General features: G+C 68.2%; 17 protein-coding genes. 12 read left to right on the top strand and 5 right to left on the bottom strand.

The window, feature by feature from the left end; translation table 11 throughout:
* Positions 1-370: 370 nt before the first annotated feature.
* From ACIQFZ_RS24510 to ACIQFZ_RS24565, 12 genes are all read left to right on the top strand, one after another.
* A complete protein-coding gene (locus ACIQFZ_RS24510; protein ID WP_402692131.1) occupies positions 371-1,504 on the top strand; it encodes a zinc-binding dehydrogenase in 1,134 nt (377 codons plus the stop codon).
* Between the two features lie 147 nt (positions 1,505-1,651).
* Complete coding sequence (locus ACIQFZ_RS24515; RefSeq protein ID WP_383060205.1) at positions 1,652-2,056, top strand: nuclear transport factor 2 family protein; 405 nt, start codon at positions 1,652-1,654, stop codon at positions 2,054-2,056.
* A 641-nt stretch (positions 2,057-2,697) separates the two neighbouring features.
* Positions 2,698-3,717 (top strand): zinc-dependent alcohol dehydrogenase family protein, encoded by a 1,020-nt coding sequence (locus tag ACIQFZ_RS24520; RefSeq protein ID WP_402692132.1) that lies wholly within the window; start codon positions 2,698-2,700, stop codon positions 3,715-3,717.
* A gap of 178 nt (positions 3,718-3,895) precedes the next feature.
* Positions 3,896-4,735, top strand: coding sequence for an MBL fold metallo-hydrolase (locus tag ACIQFZ_RS24525; RefSeq protein ID WP_365428811.1), 840 nt, complete (start codon positions 3,896-3,898; stop codon positions 4,733-4,735).
* A 241-nt stretch (positions 4,736-4,976) separates the two neighbouring features.
* On the top strand, positions 4,977-5,441 hold the full coding sequence (locus ACIQFZ_RS24530) for a hypothetical protein (protein ID WP_402692133.1): 465 nt from the start codon (positions 4,977-4,979) through the stop codon (positions 5,439-5,441).
* Positions 5,442-5,552: 111 nt separating this feature from the next.
* The gene (locus tag ACIQFZ_RS24535; RefSeq protein WP_402692134.1) at positions 5,553-6,314 is read left to right on the top strand and encodes an alpha/beta fold hydrolase; all 762 of its coding nucleotides are present in this window, start codon (positions 5,553-5,555) and stop codon (positions 6,312-6,314) included.
* A gap of 14 nt (positions 6,315-6,328) precedes the next feature.
* A complete protein-coding gene (locus ACIQFZ_RS24540; RefSeq protein WP_365775528.1) occupies positions 6,329-7,237 on the top strand; it encodes an alpha/beta hydrolase in 909 nt (302 codons plus the stop codon).
* Positions 7,238-7,312: 75 nt separating this feature from the next.
* A complete protein-coding gene (locus ACIQFZ_RS24545; RefSeq protein ID WP_402692135.1) occupies positions 7,313-9,025 on the top strand; it encodes an NAD-dependent malic enzyme in 1,713 nt (570 codons plus the stop codon).
* A gap of 130 nt (positions 9,026-9,155) precedes the next feature.
* Complete coding sequence (locus tag ACIQFZ_RS24550; RefSeq protein WP_402692136.1) at positions 9,156-10,004, top strand: MBL fold metallo-hydrolase; 849 nt, start codon at positions 9,156-9,158, stop codon at positions 10,002-10,004.
* 206 nt (positions 10,005-10,210) lie between these two features.
* Positions 10,211-11,362: an alpha/beta hydrolase gene (locus tag ACIQFZ_RS24555; RefSeq protein ID WP_383060195.1), complete on the top strand. Its 1,152-nt coding sequence runs from the start codon at positions 10,211-10,213 to the stop codon at positions 11,360-11,362.
* 269 nt (positions 11,363-11,631) lie between these two features.
* Complete coding sequence (locus ACIQFZ_RS24560; protein WP_402692137.1) at positions 11,632-12,333, top strand: SDR family oxidoreductase; 702 nt, start codon at positions 11,632-11,634, stop codon at positions 12,331-12,333.
* A 51-nt stretch (positions 12,334-12,384) separates the two neighbouring features.
* Positions 12,385-12,807: a tautomerase family protein gene (locus tag ACIQFZ_RS24565; RefSeq protein ID WP_402692138.1), complete on the top strand. Its 423-nt coding sequence runs from the start codon at positions 12,385-12,387 to the stop codon at positions 12,805-12,807.
* 145 nt (positions 12,808-12,952) lie between these two features.
* Here the strand turns inward: ACIQFZ_RS24565 and ACIQFZ_RS24570 are convergent, their stop codons facing one another.
* The 5 genes from ACIQFZ_RS24570 to ACIQFZ_RS24590 all read right to left on the bottom strand — a co-directional run bounded on the left by ACIQFZ_RS24570 (position 12,953) and on the right by ACIQFZ_RS24590 (position 18,036).
* Positions 12,953-14,053 carry an NADH:flavin oxidoreductase/NADH oxidase gene (locus ACIQFZ_RS24570; RefSeq protein ID WP_383060191.1) on the bottom strand — a complete coding sequence of 367 codons (1,101 nt, stop codon included), beginning with the start codon at positions 14,051-14,053 and terminating at the stop codon, positions 12,953-12,955.
* 426 nt (positions 14,054-14,479) lie between these two features.
* A complete protein-coding gene (locus tag ACIQFZ_RS24575; RefSeq protein ID WP_402692139.1) occupies positions 14,480-14,986 on the bottom strand; it encodes a DUF302 domain-containing protein in 507 nt (168 codons plus the stop codon).
* Positions 14,983-15,807, bottom strand: coding sequence for a hypothetical protein (locus ACIQFZ_RS24580; RefSeq protein WP_402692140.1), 825 nt, complete (start codon positions 15,805-15,807; stop codon positions 14,983-14,985). The genes ACIQFZ_RS24575 and ACIQFZ_RS24580 overlap by 4 nt, the downstream gene beginning before the upstream one ends.
* Before the next feature lie 46 nt (positions 15,808-15,853).
* Positions 15,854-16,858, bottom strand: a complete 1,005-nt coding sequence (locus ACIQFZ_RS24585; protein WP_383060187.1) for a zinc-binding dehydrogenase — start codon at positions 16,856-16,858, stop codon at positions 15,854-15,856.
* Positions 16,859-17,058: 200 nt separating this feature from the next.
* The gene (locus ACIQFZ_RS24590) at positions 17,059-18,036 is read right to left on the bottom strand and encodes a sugar kinase (RefSeq protein ID WP_383060185.1); all 978 of its coding nucleotides are present in this window, start codon (positions 18,034-18,036) and stop codon (positions 17,059-17,061) included.
* Positions 18,037-18,040: the final 4 nt, after the last annotated feature.

Consider the following 18,040-nt stretch of genomic DNA (forward strand, 5'->3'; position numbering starts at 1 on the left):
GTGGCCGCCGCGCTCACACCCGCCCCGAAGCCATCCTCACCCTGCACGGCATCCCATGATCAAATCGGGCGAACGCGACTCTCCCCGGGGCCTTGGCATAGAGCCCTGTCCAGGCCGGCCCTTCCCGCACGCGCCGAGTGACAAGCATGGCTGGCTCGATGCACCAAGCACCTGAGCGCACCCGGGATCTACGGCGCCTGGCATGGTCGATTGTCGACGGGCCGTACACGCACCAAAAGCCTCGGCCGAGGCCCTGGCAGAAGGCGACGGCCGCACACGGTTCGCATTCGAACGAGCACGGAGGTTGAGCGTGAGCGACCGGCATGAAACAGCACCGACGGCTCGAGGACGGGCCGGTCTGGTCCCATCCGTGACCACGCACCTGATCGTGCTGCCCGGCGGCGGCTACGCGATGCACGCTCCGCACGAAGCGGAACCGATCGTCGCATGGCTCACCGGGCTGGGACTGTCGGCAAGCGCCTTCCGGTATCCGCTGAACGTCCCGCATCCCGCCCCGCTGCTGGCGCTGCGGTCCGAGATCCGGCGCCGGCGCGAACAGGGGGCCGAGCGCATCGGAGTCGTCGGCTTCTCGGCCGGCGGGCACCTCGCCGGGCTGGCCGCGCTCGCGCCGGGCGAGGATCCTCGTGAGTCGGTCCAGTTCGCTGTTCTCGGCTATGCGATCACGTCGATGGAGACCGAGAGCTACCGTCCCGCACGACTGATCCTGCTCGGCGACAACGCCTCGCCCGACCTGCGTCGTGCGACGTCGCTCGACGCGCTGGTGTCCGCGGGCTCACCCCCCTTCTTTCTGTGGCACACCGCCGAGGACATCTACGTGCCGCCGGAGCACACCTACCGCCGAGCAACTGGTCGTCTCCCAGGCACCGGTGGTACCCGCTCCCGCGAAGGCCACCTTCCCCGAGGCCGCCACACTGCTGCTCAACGCGGTCACCGCACGGCTGTCCCTCGACGCGATCGCCCTGACCCCGGGGCGACGCTCGTCATCGTGGGAGCCGCCGGAGCGGTGGGCGGCTTCGCCCTCGAGACCGCGAAGGCAGATGGTCTGACCGTGCTGGCCTACGCATCCGACGCAGACCACGCGGCGGTGCGGAACCTGGGCGCCGACCAGGTCGTGCTGCGCCATCAGGACGCCGCAACCGACATCCGCCACGTGCTGCCGGACGGCGCACCCGCGCTGATCGACGGAGCCGCCCTCAACGCGCGGGCGCTCGGTGCGGTCGCCGATGGCGGAGCACTGGTCAGTCTCAAGGGTTGGACCGGCCCGACCGAGTGCGGCATCACGATCCACCCGATCTCCTCCTTCAGCGCCGCCACCGACACCGCCCTGCTCGACCGGCTCGCCCGTCAGGCGGAGAAGGGCGAACTGACCCTCCGCGTCGGCGACCTGCTGCCGGCCTCGCATGCCGCCGAGGCACACCAGCGCCTGGCCGCCGGCGGAGTGCGTGGCCGCCTCGTGCTGGATTTCGCGAACCCGCAGTGGTGACCCCCTGCCACCGAACCGCACGACCAGCCGGCGCTTTCCGCGACCACAAGGGCGAAGTCCAACTGGTCGGGTGCGCCCTGGAACCCGTGCAGGTCCTCAACGCCAGTACGCCATCTCTCACAACAACGAACAGTAGGTGACCACCCCATGAGCACCATGGAAGACAGGAACAAGGCCATCGTCATCGAGGCTTTCGACACCCTCTTCAACCAGCGGGACTACACCGCCGCCGAACGCTTCTGGTCCCCCGACTACATCCAGCACAGCGCCCACATCCCTCCCGGCCGCGACGGCCTGTTCGACCTGATCAAGAGCGCCCCGGCCGAGCTGAGGCACGACTGGGAACTGGCCATGGCCGAAGGGGACATGGTCATCGTGCGCGGACGCTTCACCGGGCACGGACAGCCCGCCCCCTGGATCGCCGTCGACTTCGTCCGCCTCCAGGACGGCGTCCTGGTGGAGCACTGGGACGTGATCGAGGACGAGGTTTCCCGGAAGGAGTCCGTCAGCGGCCTGCCGATGTACGGCGACACCTTCCCCGAAGATCGCTGACCCAGCTCAGCCCCCGGCATTCTCCATTTCCTGGTACACGGTCCTGCGGCCGGGACCCGTCCCCGCCGCAGCCGCAGACCATCGAATTGGTCCTCCCCGAGTCTGAATTCTGGGCTATTCGGTCCCCAGAAAGAAGTCACTCAACTCGCGCCAGTACATGACCCGCGAGCTCTACGAGGTCTTCCAGGCAGGACAACCGATACGCGTCGTCACCTGGCCCCCGGCGGGGCGACGAAGGGCGCCGACCAGGGTCGACAGGGCAGAGGAAGCGCACCGAGCGGCAGGGCATCCCGCTCCCTGTCTCCCTGAGCGACTGGGCGTGCTGTCGAGGCGTCGGAGGACGATGACGGTGACCGGGCGCGGCCTGGCCGGAAACCGTCCGGGGGGCGAGCGGGTCTGGCTGCCGGTTTCAAGGCGAGGGAGCACAGCCGGAGCTCCGACTGAGGTGCCGGCGCCTCCTGTGGGCGTTGCCGAGGTGCGCGGGCTACGATCGCTGCAGAGGGCGGGTCTGACTATGCCCATTCGCCAGGGCGCGACCGGCGGGCTCCGGCACATTTCAATCATCGATCTCCGCAACATCTCTTGCGGTCTCAACGGCGAGCAGATTGTCCAGCAATTCAGCTGTGCTTTTCGGTGATGTCATGCACAGAAAGGTCGAGGTGATGAAGGCTATTCGATTCGCTCGACACGGTGAGCCATCCGAGGTTCTTGAAGTCGAAGACGTGCCTGTCCCGGAGCCCGGGGAGGGGCAAGTAAGACTTCGCATTCTGGCGACTCCCGTGAACCCGTCGGACCTCCTGTACGTGCGGGGGTTCTATGCGGGCGTTCAGGCCAGGTTCCCGGCGCCGGTCGGATTCGAGGGCGTCGGCATCGTGGATGTCCTCGGGCCCGGGGTGAAGGACTTCACCAGTGGGCAGCGGGTGTCGGTCGTCAACGGGCAGGGGGGAAACTGGGCGGAATACGCTGTTGTTCCTGCGACCGACCTCTTCCCGGTACCCGATGAGATCCCCGATGAACAGGTGGCCTCCTTCGTCATCAATCCCGCCTCCGCGATCCTCATGGTCCGCCGTGTGCTGGCGGTCCCCAAGGGTGAGTGGCTCCTCCAGTCCGCGGCAGGTTCCGAGCTGGGACGCATGGTCATCAGGATGGCCAAGTGCGACGGTATCCGGACCGTGAACGTCGTACGCAGGCGCGAATCGGTGGCCGAGCTGGAAACCCTCGGCGCCGACGCCGTCATCGTGTCCACCGAGGGGCCGATCGACGAACAGGTCCGTGAAATCGTCGGGCCCGAAGGTGTGAAGTACGCCATCGATCCGGTGGTCGGAGAAACCGGAACGCAGATGTTCAAGGCGCTCCACGAGGACGGGCGGATGCTGGTGTACGGCTCCCTGACGGGCGAGCCGATCCGTGTCGGTGAGGACCCGCGTTACATCCTGGCGGGCCGCCGTACTTTGGAGGTCTACTGGCTCGGGTACTGGCTTCCGAGGCTCACGGACGCGGAACGGCGGCAGTTGCGGGAAGACATCGTGACACTTATGCGGGAGGGAATCATCGAGACTTCTCCCGGGCGCAAGTATTCTCTCGACGACATCGGTGAAGCCGTCGCCCAGGCAGAGCAGAAGGGCCGACAGGGAAAGGTGTTCCTCGTACCCGGGAAGTAGCGAGGAGTCTTGCGACCCGCACTGCGGCTGCCGGAGGCACGGCATGCACGCCACGTCGTCGCCGGTGGCTTCGGCCGCCTCTTGCGGGAATTGTTCACCGTCGATCCGGACGTCATCCGGGTCGGATCCCTCCCAAGGTCTGTGTTCGGCGAGCGGTCGTAGAGCCAGGAGGTTCGACGTGACGGAGCTGCGCTACGAGGTGCTGGTCTTCGACGGGGTGCGCCGCGAACGGCCCATGCGCCTGCCTGACGGAAGCCCGATCGTGTCCTCGCCGCTGGCATGTACCTTGATCCTCGGCGAGGCGGGCGCGGTCCTGGTCGACCCGCCGTTCACCCGCGAGCAGGTGCACGGCGTCGGCGACTGGATCGAGCACTGGGGCAGGCGGTTGGCCTGTATCTACGCCACCCACGGGCACGGCGACCATTGGTTCGGCACCGATCTGCTGATGCGGCGGTTCCCCGACGCCGTGCCGTATGCGACCGAGGGCACGATCCGGCTGATGCACGAGCAGGCCACCGAGGGGCGCGAACAGACCTGGGATGTGGACTTCCCCGGACTCATTCCCGACAGTCCCGTTGTGTACCGGGTGATTCCCGCCGAGGGGTTCGAACTGGAGGGCCACCGCCTGCTGGCGGTGGAGACCGGCCACACCGACACCGACGACACCACCGTCCTGCACGTGCCGTCGATCGGCCTCGTCGTGGCCGGTGACGTCGCCTACAACGGAGTTCACCAGTACCTGCTGGAAAGCCCCGGCGGCGGAATCGAGAAGTGGCTCACCGCGCTCGACACCGTCGCCGCGCTGCGCCCACGCGCGGTCGTCGCCGGCCACAAGAACCGAGAGCTCCCCGATGACCCGTCGATCCTGGAGCAGACCCGCGGCTATCTGCTCGACGCGCAGCGCCTGCTGGCAGTGAAACCGAGCCCGCGTGAGTTCTTCGACCAGATGCTGGAGCTCTATCCGGACCGGCTCAACGTGAGCCCGGTCTGGTACAGCGCGCTGGCACTCCTGTCATGACCGGCTTCGTCCGGCCATGGCAGATCCCCGTGAGGAGTTCTTCGGCCACGGCATCAGGTGGCAAGCCCGAGAAGCCGACTGCCATGACGGTGCTTCCGTCTCGCGCGCCGTATGAGCGAAATTTCGGAGGAGGAAGTCTCATGAATCACAGCGCAGTCGGTCAGGAGTACAGCGATCCTGTCTCGGTCGGCCAGGCGCGTACTGGCACGTGCACGCCGCCACGATGAACGGCGGCAGTGACGTGGACGGCGCGCGTGACGATGCAGTCCGGACCGAGGTCACGCACTGGTTCTTCGACGACTACCTGCCGACCTGGGTAGGAGTGGGGAGCGGCGAGATCGCCCGCGGGCCAGAGTTCATCCTTGACTACTGGGCCGTGCCGCTGCACCACAGCTCGCCGGCGTCAAGGGAGTGGCTTCTCGACAGCGACGCCGTCATCGGGCTGCTCGAGAGCAACCACGACCCGTTGCAGGCGCAGGGCTACTCCTACACTGCCGTACCGGACCGGAAGGTGACGGTCTACCACGAGGCCGGAGCGGCGATCGAGGTGATCTGGTCCCGTCGTCGTGCGGACCACAGTGAGATCGAGCGTCTCGCCGTTCATTTCGAGGTCGCTCGAGAATCCGCCGGCTGGCGGATCGTCGGAATTCAGGACGTGCCGACGACGGCGGATTCCCTGGACGCGGCGTGGCGGGCAGCGAGTTGAGCACGATGCGGTGTGACGCTGCGGTCGACCAGGCCGTGCGCCGACTGCCCGGTACGGTCGGCCTTGGAACCAGAGGAGCCGGACACCCAGGCACTGAGGGAGCGTGACGGGGTGGTGCATGCTGACAGGTCACAGGACCTGGTCTTCATCCACGGCTTCCAGGACAACGCCACGTTCTGGCAGGAGGTGATCGACCGTCTGGGATGCCCGGGATGGACGCCGGTCCCAGTGAACCTCCACCATACGGGCCGGGGCGAGACCCGTGAGCGGGGTGCGACGCTGGAGGCATACCGAGACCAGGTCGCCGATGCCGTGGACGCGTATGACGGCCCCTCGGCCCGGCCTGCCGTCATCGTCGGACACAGCATGGGAGCCCAGATCGCGGAACTCCTCGCCGTAGCGCCCCTGCACCGGACCGTGGGACTCGTTCTGATCTGCCCCATACCGTTGCGGGGATATGCGCTGTCCGCCGACCAGATGTCCGCGTTCGAGACCGCTGCGCGCACCCGAGACCCAGCCGCGGCCGCCGAAGGCCGCAGGCAACTGTTGGTGTCCAGAGCACCGGAGGTCGTCAACACCCTGGTGGCGGGAACACTCGGCACTCCGCCCGACGCAGCGATGGAAGCGCTCCGCGCATGGACCGACGGACATCCGCTGGGCGTCGCGCCGTCCGCGGTCACCGCGCCGACACTGCTCATCACCAGTGACGACACGTTCGCCACACGTCCACTCGTCCGCGAGCAGGTGGCGAGCCGATTCGAGCACTGCGAGACCGCCTACGTCCCCGGCGCCGGGCACTGGCCCCACGTCGAACAACCCGCGGCCGTGGCGCGCATCCTCACCGACTTCGTGAACGGGATCGCGAACACATAAAGAGGTGAAGGTTCATGGGCTTCGAGGAAGTATTCGTGCCCGCCGCTGACAACGTACAGCTGCACGCCTGGGTGTTTCGCCCGCCCACGGGCGACGGCCCCCTTCCAGCGATCACGATGGCGCACGGCTTCGGTGGAGTGAAGTACCAGAGCTTGCAGGGCTATGCGGAACGCTTCAGCCAGGCGGGGTTCGTCGTCCTGGTCCACGATCACCGTGGATTCGGTCTCAGCGGGGGCGAGCCGCGCGGCGACATCGACCCCTGGCAGCAGGTCGCGGACTGGCGACGCGCGATCTCGTTCCTGGAGACCCTGGACGATGTCGATGTCCATCGGATCGGGCTCTGGGGTTCCAGTTACGCCGGCGGACACGCGATCGTTCTTGCAGCCACGGATCGGCGAGTCAAGGCCGCAGTCGCGCAGATCCCGACGATCAGCGGCTACGAGCAGAGCCTTCGCCGCGTGCCCCCCGACCGCAAACGCGCGCTGGAGGAGCGGTTCGACGACGACGAACGCGCCCAACTGGCAGGCCACCCAGCCGAGTACCAGCTCCTCAACAGCCCCGACCCGCAAGTGCAGGCCGCCTACCACTCCCAGGGCATGGACGAGTTCAACTCCCGGTTCCCGCTGCCGCCGGACGTCGAGAAACCCGAGCACGTCACGCTGCGGTCCACGCGAAAGTCACAGATGTACGAGCCCGGGGCGTGGGTCGCACGCGTCTCACCGACACCACTGCTGATGATCGTGGGGACGGCGGACACGATCACGCTCAGCGACCTCGGGCTCGCCGCGTATGAGCGTGCCCTGCAACCCAAGCGGTTGGCGATGTATGCCGGTGACCACTTCGACGCCTACGTCACGGCCTTCGAAACGACGAGTGGAGCCGCCACGGAGTGGTTCCGAGAACATCTCGCCGAGCCGGGATGAGCACAGTGCAAGCTCGACCCTCTCATCGCGCAACTCGGTGCCGTACGGCACCGGAGCACCCCCGAGGAGACAGTCATGAATCCGGTGCCGACCCGGTGGAATGCCCGCCACCGACGATGGGACACGGCGGCCAGGGGCCGGGCCGTGCTGGCCGATGCCCGGCTGAACAAGGGCACCGCCTTCACCGAGGACGAACGGCAGGCGCTCGACCTGGTCGGCCTCCTGCCGCCGCAGGTGCTCACGCTCGAGCAGCAGTCCTCCCGCGCCTACGCGCAATACCTCGCGCAGCCCGACGGCTTGGCCAAACACGTCAACCTGACCGCCTTGCAGGACCGCAACGAGGTGCTGTTCTACCGGCTGGTCAGTGAACACCTGGACGAGATGCTGCCGATCGTGTACACCCCGACCGTCGGCACCGCGATCGAGCGCTACAGCTCCCAGTACCGGCGACCCCGCGGGGTCTACCTGTCGGTCGACGCGCCCGAGGACGTCGAACGCTCGCTGCGGGCCACCGGGTTGGGGCCGGACGACGTCGACCTGATCGTCGCCACCGACGGTGAAGCGATCCTGGGCATCGGCGACTGGGGAGTGGGCGGCATCAACATCTCGGTGGGCAAGCTCGCCGTGTACACAGCCGCGGGCGGGATCGATCCGGCCCGCACCCTCCCCGTCGTGCTCGACGTGGGCACCAACCGCGAGGAACTGCTCGACGACCCGCTCTACCTCGGCAACCGCCACCCCAGGGTAGATCGGGAGACCTACGACGCCTTCGTCCAGACCTACGTGGACACAGCGACCCGGCTCTTCCCCGGTGCCCTGCTGCACTGGGAGGACTTCGGGCCGGACAACGCGAGGCGTATCCTGGCGCGCTACCGCGACGAGGTGCTCACCTTCAACGACGATGTCCAGGGCACGGGCGCGGTGAATCTGGCGGCGGTGCTGTCCGGCGTGCGGGCGAGCGGCACGCCGCTGCGGGAGCACCGGGTGGTGATCTTCGGCGCCGGTACAGCGGGTGTCGGCATCGCCGACCAACTGCGCGACGCGCTCATCGCCGACGGCCTGACCCCGGGCGAGGCCGCCTGTCGCATCTGGTGCATCGCTCGCCACGGCCTGCTCACCGACGACATGGCCGGCATGCGGGACTTCCAGGCTCCCTACGCGCGCACAGCGGACGAGGTGGCCGACTGGGCACGCGATCCAAAGCTCGGAGGCATCGCTCTGGCGGAGGTCGTGCACCGGGTCGAACCGACCGTTCTCATCGGCACCTCCGGTCAGGGCAGAGCCTTCACCGAACCTGTCGTCCGCGAGATGGCCGCATCCGCCCGACGCCCGATCATCCTGCCCATGTCCAACCCCACACCGCTCGCCGAGGCGACGCCCGCCGATCTGCTCGCCTGGACCGACGGCCAGGCCCTGGTAGCCACCGGCAGTCCGTTCTCGCCAGTCACTCACGACGGCATCACCCACCAGGTCGGACAGGCCAACAACGCGCTGATCTTCCCCGGTCTCGGCCTGGGCGCCATCGTGGCCCGGGCCACCCGGATCACCGACAGCATGCTCACCGCCGCGGCCCACGCTGTCGCCGAACGGGTCGACCCGACCACACCCGGTGCTCCGCTCCTGCCACCCATCCAGCAGTTGAGGGAGACCTCCGCCGCGGTGGCCACGGCAGTCGCCCGCGTCGCCGCCCACGACGAGGTGGCGCGTGCCGTCATCAGCGACGAGATCGAGGCCCAGGTCCGCGCGGCCATGTGGCAGCCGGACTACCACCGTGTACAGGCGATCTGACCCGCACCAGCCTGCTGCCCGCAAGGTCACCCGACGCCATTCGACCGGGCAGGCTCGTCAGCATCCCGCGTCCGCTCGCGCCCCGAGGTTCCACCGGCAGTGACACCACCAGGAGTCCAAGGAGCTGATCATGTCCGGAACATCGCTGAGTTGGAGCGTCCACACAGCGCCGTCGATCCCAACGGAGGTCCCGGACCTGCCACCCGACCTGCCCCGACGCATGTGGTCGCCGATCACGGCAACGCTCATCGCAGGTGAGCTCGACGCGGTGCTGGTCGACGCACTGATGACCACGGAGCAAGCCGGGCACCTGGCGGACTGGGTCGCAGCGAGCGGCAAGAACCTCACCACGGTTTTCATCACCCACGGGCACGGTGACCACTGGTTCGGCCTGGGGACACTCCTCGACCGCTTCCCGAACGCCCGCGCCGTTGCCGCACCAGCAGTGGTGGCGCAGATGAAGGAGCAGATGGCGTCGGATGCGGTCGGCTCCCTGTGGAACGCGCGCTTCCCCGGCCAGATTCCCGACAGGCTCGTCACGGCCGAGCCGCTGGTCGGCGACCGGCTGCAGTTGGAAGGCAACGACCTCGGAGTCGTGAGGCTCGGGCACACCGACACCGACGACACCACATGCCTGCACGTCCCGTCGATCGGTCTGGTCGTGGCCGGTGACGCCGTCTACAACGATGTCCACCTCTACCTCACCGAATCATCCGCCGAGGGCCGCCGAGCCTGGGTCCACGCCCTCGACACCATCGCCGCCCTGGACCCGCAGGCGGTCGTCGCAGGGCACAAGCGCCCGGGCAGCCCCGACGACCCGAAGAACATCGCCGAGACCGCCAAGTACATCCATGACTTCGAAACGGTCGCCGAGCGCACCGCAACCGCCCTTGAGCTCTACCAGGGAATGCTGAAGTTGCACCCGGACCGGGTGAACCGAGGCGCGCTCTGGGGCTCGGCCAGGTCCGCCAAGGGCTGACGGCATAACGAAGGCCGTGCGATGGCCTGGCGGCATTCGGCGAACGCGGCCGTGAGTGCTCGGGCGATCAGGTCGTCCTCCGACCCAGGAGGCCAGTGACCGCAGACCGTGCGCGACCCGTCACTCTCCTGGCTGACCTCCGCTTGTGCGGGCCGCTGAGCTGATCGCACGCTGGCCAGGGGAAACACGTCTGCTAGGAGCCATCAATGCGCCGTGCCCACGCACTCGTCAAGTCACCCGGCAGCGCTCGTGGCGTCGGTGTCATAGCCGTCGCCCTCACCGCCGCCGTGGGACTCACATCCTGTGGAACCCAGCAGAGTGCCAGCACTGTGCAGAACGCCGCTCCTCCTGTCGCGGCATCCACCTCCAACGTCCCGTGCGGCGACCCGCCCGTACAGCTCGAGAAGCAGGACCAGGCGTTCCTGAACAAATTGGCAGCCGCGGACGGAACGCCGCTCTACAAGCTGTCCTACTCCGCCGCCCGGGAGACATTGAACAAGCTGCAGGCCGGACCAGTGCAGATGCCGCCGGCCGAGATCAGTGAACGCAGCGTGCCCGGCGGCCCAACCGGTTCCGTGACGGTGCACGTCGTTCGCCCCAAGGGCGCAACGACCGACCTGCCGGGCATCGTCTACATCCACGGCGGCGGCTGGATTCTGGGCAACTTCAAGACGCACGAGCGACTGGTGCGGCAGATCGCCAACGGATCTCGGGCCGCGGTCGTCTTCGTCGACTACTCGCCCTCGCCTGAAGCGCGGTTTCCCGTACCCGTCGAGCAGGCGTACACCGTCGCCAAGTGGCTCGCCTCCAACGGACGGCAGATCGGCGTCGATTCCTCACGCCTCGCCGTCGCCGGCGACTCCGTGGGCGGCGACATGACCGCCGCCGTCACGCTGCTGGCCAAACAGCGCGGCGGCCCGCAGTTCAAGAAGCAGGTCATGATGTACCCGGTGACCGACGCCAACTTCAACACCGCCTCCTACAAGCGCTTCGCGGAGAACTGCTGGCTCACCAGTGAAGCCATGAAGTGGTTCTGGAACGCCTACGCCCCCAACGCCAAGGATCGCGAGAACCCCATCGCCGCCCCGCTGCGGGCGACCATCGACCAGTTGCGCGGTCTGCCCTCCGCTTTGATGATCACCGACTCCGACGTGCTGCGCGACGAGGGCAATGCCTACGCGGACAAGCTCAAGAAGGCAGGGGTCCCGACCAGTGTGACCCACTACCCCGCGATCACCCACGACTTCATGATGCTCAACGCGCTGTCCGACACCGAATCGGACAAGAAAGCCATTGCCGAAGTCACCGATGCGCTCCACAAGGCGCTGCACCAGGGCGCAGGAAACGGCGGCAAGTGACCGTACCGCGGGGGATGGCGCTCGGCTGTTGAACTAGGCGGTGATTGCGCGTTCTTCTGCCAGACGGTGGACAACCGCATTCACCGGGAGACCAACCAAGGCCCCGTCCTCGATGCTCGACTCGAACGAAGCCGCCCGCATCCGCTGCCGGTTGAGCCTCGCACGCCCGCGCTGGGCGAGTCGCGGCAGGTGCTGCCGAACCAGACATCCGTTTCGGGTCGGTGCGGCATTCCACTGCCCCTGCCATGCCGGAGACGAGGAGAACACGCATGACTGCGATCGAAGGTTCGGTCGCCCTGGTCACTGGAGGCCAGCGCGGCATTGGAAAGGCATTCGTCGAAGAGCTGCTGGCCCGAGGCGCGGAAAAGGTCTATGCCACCGCCCGCAAACCCAGCCCGAGCCACGACGAGCGGGTCGAGGTCCTCGCACTGGACGTCACCGACGACAACTCGGTCGCCACCCTGGCGGAGCGCACCCAGGACGTGAACGCGGTCTTCAACAACGCTGGCGTCCTGTACCCGGCTCCGCTGCTTCAATCGGATATGCAGCAGATCAAGGACACGTTCGACACCAACGTCTTCGGTCCCCTGCGGATCGCACGGGCATTCGCCCCGGTGCTGGCGAGCCACGGCGGCGGCGTCCTGGTCGACATGCACTCGATGCTGTCCTGGGGAGCTGGAGCCGGCGCCTACGGAGCCTCCAAGGCGGCCCTGTGGTCCCTGACGAACTCCCTGCGCATTGAGCTCGCCGCCCAACACACCCAGGTGGTCGGCGTGCATCTGGGCTTCGCCGACACCGACATGGTCGCGGCCCTCCCCGTCGAGAAGATCTCCGCCGCCGGCGTCGCCCGCATCGTCATGGACGGCGTCGAACGCGGCGACAGCGAGGTCCTCGTCGACGACATCACTCGCAAGATCAAGTCCGCTGTCGCCGGTCCGGATGAGGGACTCGCCGTCCCCTTTGGCCGCTGACCCTCGACACGCCCAGCGCTCGACCCGACCCCGTACAGTCCGGAGGAGCATATGCCGCTCTGGCACGTCTACCACCCGCCCGGCACCTACACGGCGCAGGAAAAGCAGCAGTTCGCTGATGGCATCACCGGGATCTACACCCGCTTCGGGCTGCCGAAGTTCTACGTCGTCACCCTCTTCCACGAGATCGACGCGACCTCCTTCTACATCGGCGGCGAGCCCCGGCAGGCGGCCGTGCGCATCGTGGTCGCGCACATCGCCCGACACCTCGATGACGCGACCGCCCGCCGACGGACCAGTGAAACCCTCGCCCGCGTGGTCGCCCCCCACACCACCGAGCGTGGCCTGTACTGCGAGTTCCACGTCGACGAAACGCCCCGAGACCTTTGGATGACGGACGGAATCGCGCCGCCCCCTCCGGGGAGCGAGGCCGAAAAGCTCTGGGTGCAGGAGAACCGCCCGGTCCCGTACTGACCGGGCCCTGCGCTGCCCACTCGATAGAGCCGGGCCGCACAAGACACACACAGCAAGTACGCGCCGTGGATGGCGCATCCCACATCCCCTACCGATGTCAGACCCCGGTACCGCGGGCGGAACCTCCGTTCCGCCCGCGGGGTCGTCACGCGTAGTGGTACTGGACGGGGGCGGAAACCTCGCCGCCGAGCTCGGCGGCGGCGTGACGCGCCCAGTACGGGTTGCGCAGCAGCTCACGGCCCAGGAGGACGGCGTCCGCCTTGCCGGAGGTGATGATGTCCTGGGCTTGGGCCGGTGCCGTGATCATGCCGACGGCCGCCACGGGCATTCCGGTCTCGTTGCGGACCCGCTCGGCGAAGGGCACCTGGTAGCCGGGGCCGACCTCGATCCTGGCGTCGGGGGCGTTGCCCCCGGTGGAGACGTCCATCAGGTCCACTCCCCGTACCTGGAGCTCCTTGGCGAAGCGGACGGTGTCGTCCGCGGTCCAGCCCTCGCGGTCGTCCTCCGGGTTCTCCGTGAGCCAGTCCGTGGCGGAGATACGGAAGAAGACCGGCAGTTCCTCGGGCCACGTGGCGCGGACCGCCTCGACGACCTCCAGAGCAAACCGGATCCGGCCCTCGAACGAGCCGCCGTACTCGTCGGTGCGCCGGTTGCTGTGAGGGGACAGGAACTGGTGGATCAGGTAGCCGTGCGCACCGTGGATCTCGGCGACTTCGAATCCCGCCGCCGCCGCGCGCCGGGCGCCGTCGGCGAACTGCTGAACGATCTCCGCGATCTGCTCCTTGCTCAGCTCGTCGGGCATCGTCGACGACTCGGCGAAGGCAATGGCGGTGGGGCCGACCGGCTTCCAGCCGTAAGGCTCGTCTGGGGTGATCTGGCGTCCGCGGTCGACCCAGGTGCGCTCGGTCGAGGCCTTGCGCCCGGCGTGCGCCAGCTGGATGCCGGAAACGGTGCCCTGTGTCTTCAGGAACGCGGTGATGCGTTGGAAGGCGGCGACCTGCGTGTCGTTCCAGATGCCGAGGTCGTAGGGGCTGATCCGTCCCTCGGGACTCACGGCCGTGGCCTCCGTGATGATCAGACCGGTGCCGCCGGAGGCACGGGCGGCGAGGTGGGCGAAGTGCCAGTCCGTCGGGGCGCCGACCGACTCGCCCTCCGGGGCCGCGCTGTACTGACACATCGCCGCCATCCAGATGCGGTTGGGGATGGTCAGCGACCTGACGGCATAGGGGGTGAAAAGGGTACTCAAGTCCAACTCCTCGTAAGCGACCTCGGGGTTTGCGGTGAGCACCGGCGGTCAAATCCTGTTGACCCGGACCGGCCCCGCCCACATTTAATTGCATCCGCCGCCATTTTACCCTAGCCGCATACTTGCGTGCGCAAGCACTCGGGAATGCGCCTGAGAGCCGGACGTCCAAGCCGACACCCTCCTCCCGCTTGAGCTCGCGGACGAGGGCGAGCGGGTCGTCCGGGACGACGGTGACGGCCGGGTCGGTGTCGGGCTCGAGGGTGCTGGGAACCACGTACTGGCTCAGGTGCGCGTACGGACTGGTGATCCCCGCGTCGAAGGCGGGACGCTAAGAGGGACGACGCTAAGAGGGACGCCGGCCATTGCGGGCCCTGGCCACCGACGACCCGATGGCCGGACTGTAGGGGGCCGGCTCTTCCCTCGGAATCACAGGTGGGGAGGTGCGTCGCCGCCGAGGAGGGTGATCAGCCGAGCGAGCAGCATGTCGAGTTCGCGGCCGACGTCCGCGATCCGCGGGTTGCCGTAGCTGGCGAACAGCAGGCTGGGCTGGTCGACGGCGAGTTTGGTGTCGCCGTCGGGGTCCGCGTAGAGCAGGGTCCGCAAAGGTGCGTGCAGCATGACCGACGGGTCGTGTCGGAACATGCGTTCCGCGATGGTGTGGTTGCCCATCAGGTACTGCGTGGTCTTCCAGGAGGAGGGCGAGCCGGCCATGACGGCGGTGATGTCGCTGCGGTAGTAGCGCATGAACCCGTGCGGGGCGTTGATCTCGGCGAGCTCGAGCGTGGCCTGCCAGGAGGCCATCTGGAAGAAGCGGTGGAGATCGATCTCGGGGACGAGGGCTTCGTAATGCTCGCGCGCTGCGTCGTAGGGATGAGGGAGCGCCACAACCAGCCGCCGGGCAGGGTGGTCGATGACGGCGTTGTCCGTGGTCATGGCTGTGCCTGTTCGTTGTCAGAGTGGACGAGCTCCACATCGTGGATGTCGAGCGTGATGGAAGGGAGGTTGAGGTTGACGCTGTTGTCGGGGTTGCGACGGAAGACTCGTCGGCGCGTCGCCACGAGAAGCCCGTCGAAGCTCTGGTAGCGGCTGGTGTAGTGGCCCACCAGGGTGCTGCCGTTGACTTCGGCGATGTAGTCCATGCGGCGTTGCATTCCGAGGGCGTCGAAGTAGAACACCTGGTCGGGGTTGTGCGTGGCGATCTCGGGTGGAAAGTGCACCTGTAGGCGTCGCCAGGTCTGCCCGGCTTCGCGCCACGGTTCGATCTCGCGGACCCGCACGTCCGGATGGGTGAAGAGGAACGGGGTGGTGAAGTAGTTCCAGCACGCGTAGCCAAGGAAGTAGCCGAGGTGTAGAGCGTCCCAGGTACTGTTGCGCAGCATTCCCTTGAAGCCGGCGCGTGCGGGGGCAAGGGTCTCGACCGGTTCGCCGTCGAGGGTCTGCATGGTGACGCTGTCGGCGGCTGCGTCGAAGACCATCCGCTGGTCGGGGCGGGTGAACGGGCTGAAGACGATGTGCTCTCTGACCGTGTCGAGGGTCAGGATCTGGTCAAACGTCTTCTCCGGAGGCCAGCCCTTCATCGCCCAGATCGGGCCGCCGATGGAGATGTCGACTTTCAGGCCGCGCAGGGTGTCCCAGAGTGCTTGACCGCCGGTGGTGGCGATTGCCAGATCGAGGAGTTCCTCACTCATGGGCCGCGTACTTTCCGTCGCGATACGTATGGCGGTCAGCGTGCCGGGAGCGGCAGAAGCATGCAACCGCTGGCGGCGTGGGACCCGGGGCCGCCAGGCCTTCCGGCGGCTATCAGGGGCGGACGAGGACGAGGCCGACCTTGCCGGGCCGTACCGCGTGCTCCACGGCGTCGGCCAGTTCGCCAAGGCCGTACGTGGCGGCCACGTCGAACTGGTCCTTGAGCCCCAGCGCGATCTGCTTCGCGGTGGCGACGTCGGATGCCCGCCTCTCGGCGGAGGCCTCGGACAGCCACTGGCCGATGTTCTTGCCCCGCAGCGTCAGCGACTTGTTCAGCAGCGTCGACGCATGCACCGAGATCGGCTCCTCGGCGATCAGCCCATAACTGACCAGTTTCCCGCCCGGCGTCAACAGGTCCAGAAGGCTCTCCGCCAGTTTCCCGCCGATGGGGTCGAAGGCCACACTCACCGGCCGGCCGCCGGCTGCCTTGCGGACCTCGTCGGCCCAGCCCGGATGTGCTGTCGACACGACCGGCACGTCCGGGAACCGCTTGCGGAGCTCGGCGGCACCGCGATCGCTGCGGACGACGTTGACGAGCGCCAAGTTGTGGAACTGGGACACGCCCGTCACCAGCCGCCCGACCGACGAGCCCGCGGCGGTCTGCACCAGAAAACCGTCATATCCGATGGCCAGGTGCTCCTGCGCCTCACGGCGCAGCATCACCGCGGTCAACGGGTTCGCCAGCATCTGCGCGGCGACCTCATCCGACAGCTCGTCCGGTACGGCGACGACCACCTCTGCCTCCGCCACGATCCACTGCGACCACGCCCCCGGCTGGGGGAAGACCGTCACACGGCCGCCGACCTCGACCCCTGGCGCCACGCGCGTGCCCGGGCCGATCGCCTCCACTACGCCGGTGGCCTCCACGCCGGCCGGGACCGGCTGGGCAGCTTTGCCCGGGTACGCCTCGATGGCCTGGAGATCACCAGGGTGCACCGTGAAGGCCGTGGTGCGGATGAGGACCTGGCCACGCTCGGGTGCCGTCGGCTCCGGCTCCTCAATAACGGTCAGAACATCGGCGGGCAACCCTCCACGGGTGTGGACGACACGACGGTTCATGATTCTCCTCATGCGCCGATATGGGGGCTTGGCCGGGGCGTCAGCCGACGTCGCGCAGCAGCGGGTTCCTTCCGCTGAGTCCACCGTCGAGCCGCATCAGCCGCCCGACCTCACGCAGCCCCCTGGTCACGCTCGCACGGTGGGCAATCAGCGGCACAGCCGGCTAGGCCGATCGGGTTGTGAGGCTAAAAGCCGAAGAATCAGTCGATCGCGGCGGTCCGCCAGGTCTCCTCGTCGGCGTCCAGGAGCGCCGCGACGAGGGCGGGGTCCGGCAGCGGGCCGTGGTCCGCGGCGATTCTCAAGGCCGAGGCCGCGGTCAGATGGCCCAGCCGCAGGGCACGGTCCACGGGCAGCTGCCGCAGCAGTCCGCTGAGGAATCCGGCGGCGAAGGCGTCGCCTGCGCCGACCGGTTCGGCAACGCGCACGGTCAGGGCGGGCACGCTGTGGCCGGTGGTGCCGACGAAGGCAGTGGCGGCGTGGCCCCCGTCCTTCACGACGAGGACCCGCGGGCCGGGCAGGAGATCGCGGACCCGTACGGCGTCAGTGATCCCGTCCCCCCACAGGGCCTGGGCCTCGTCGAGGCCTACGAGGACTATGTCGGCCCGGTCCGCGAGCGGCCGCAGCACGTCGGCGGCCGCTCGGCCGGCCCATAGGGCGGGGCGGTGGTTGACGTCGAAGCTGACGGGCCACGGACGGTCGGGGCGCAGCGCGCGTTCGACGAGGGCGCGGCAATCGGGCGACAGGGCGGGGGTGATGCCGCTGAGGTGGACGAGCGCAGCGCCCTCCAGCGCCGGATCGTCGAGCACGTCGGGGGTGAGGGCCGAGGCGGCAGATCCGGCGCGGTGGTAGTGGACGCGGGTGCCATGCCCGCCCGGGTCCTTGAGCAGTAGTCCGGTGGGCCGCTCCGGGTCGGTGCGGACGCCGGTGACGTCGACGCCGCCCGCGGCGATCCGGGCGCGGACGCGGCGGCCGAAGGGGTCGTCGCCGACGGCGGAGACCCAGCGGGCGGGGATGCCGTGGTCGGCGAGGTAGAGGGCGACGTTCGACTCGGCGCCCGCGATGTCGACGCGCAGCAGGTCGGCGCCGTCCAACGGTCCGAGGGGGTCGGGGGCGAGGGCGGCCATGGTCTCGCCGACGCAGACCACGGGGCCGGGGCGCAATGGCCGGTGGGTGTTCATGGTG

The sequence above is a fragment of the Streptomyces sp. NPDC093064 genome (assembly GCF_044754605.1).
Lineage (GTDB): Bacteria > Actinomycetota > Actinomycetes > Streptomycetales > Streptomycetaceae > Streptomyces.

Excerpts from the sequence above, each read along its gene's own strand:
- ACIQFZ_RS24545 (WP_402692135.1), top strand. The coding sequence starts at position 7,313 with ATGAATCCGGTGCCGACCCGGTGGAATGCCCGCCACCGACGATGGGAC.
- ACIQFZ_RS24550 (WP_402692136.1), top strand. The coding sequence starts at position 9,156 with ATGTCCGGAACATCGCTGAGTTGGAGCGTCCACACAGCGCCGTCGATC.
- ACIQFZ_RS24585 (WP_383060187.1), bottom strand. The coding sequence starts at position 16,858 with ATGAACCGTCGTGTCGTCCACACCCGTGGAGGGTTGCCCGCCGATGTT.
- ACIQFZ_RS24565 (WP_402692138.1), top strand. The coding sequence starts at position 12,385 with ATGCCGCTCTGGCACGTCTACCACCCGCCCGGCACCTACACGGCGCAG.
- ACIQFZ_RS24515 (WP_383060205.1), top strand. The coding sequence starts at position 1,652 with ATGAGCACCATGGAAGACAGGAACAAGGCCATCGTCATCGAGGCTTTC.
- ACIQFZ_RS24560 (WP_402692137.1), top strand. The coding sequence starts at position 11,632 with ATGACTGCGATCGAAGGTTCGGTCGCCCTGGTCACTGGAGGCCAGCGC.
- ACIQFZ_RS24540 (WP_365775528.1), top strand. The coding sequence starts at position 6,329 with ATGGGCTTCGAGGAAGTATTCGTGCCCGCCGCTGACAACGTACAGCTG.
- ACIQFZ_RS24520 (WP_402692132.1), top strand. The coding sequence starts at position 2,698 with ATGCACAGAAAGGTCGAGGTGATGAAGGCTATTCGATTCGCTCGACAC.
- ACIQFZ_RS24555 (WP_383060195.1), top strand. The coding sequence starts at position 10,211 with ATGCGCCGTGCCCACGCACTCGTCAAGTCACCCGGCAGCGCTCGTGGC.
- ACIQFZ_RS24575 (WP_402692139.1), bottom strand. The coding sequence starts at position 14,986 with ATGACCACGGACAACGCCGTCATCGACCACCCTGCCCGGCGGCTGGTT.
- ACIQFZ_RS24590 (WP_383060185.1), bottom strand. The coding sequence starts at position 18,036 with ATGAACACCCACCGGCCATTGCGCCCCGGCCCCGTGGTCTGCGTCGGC.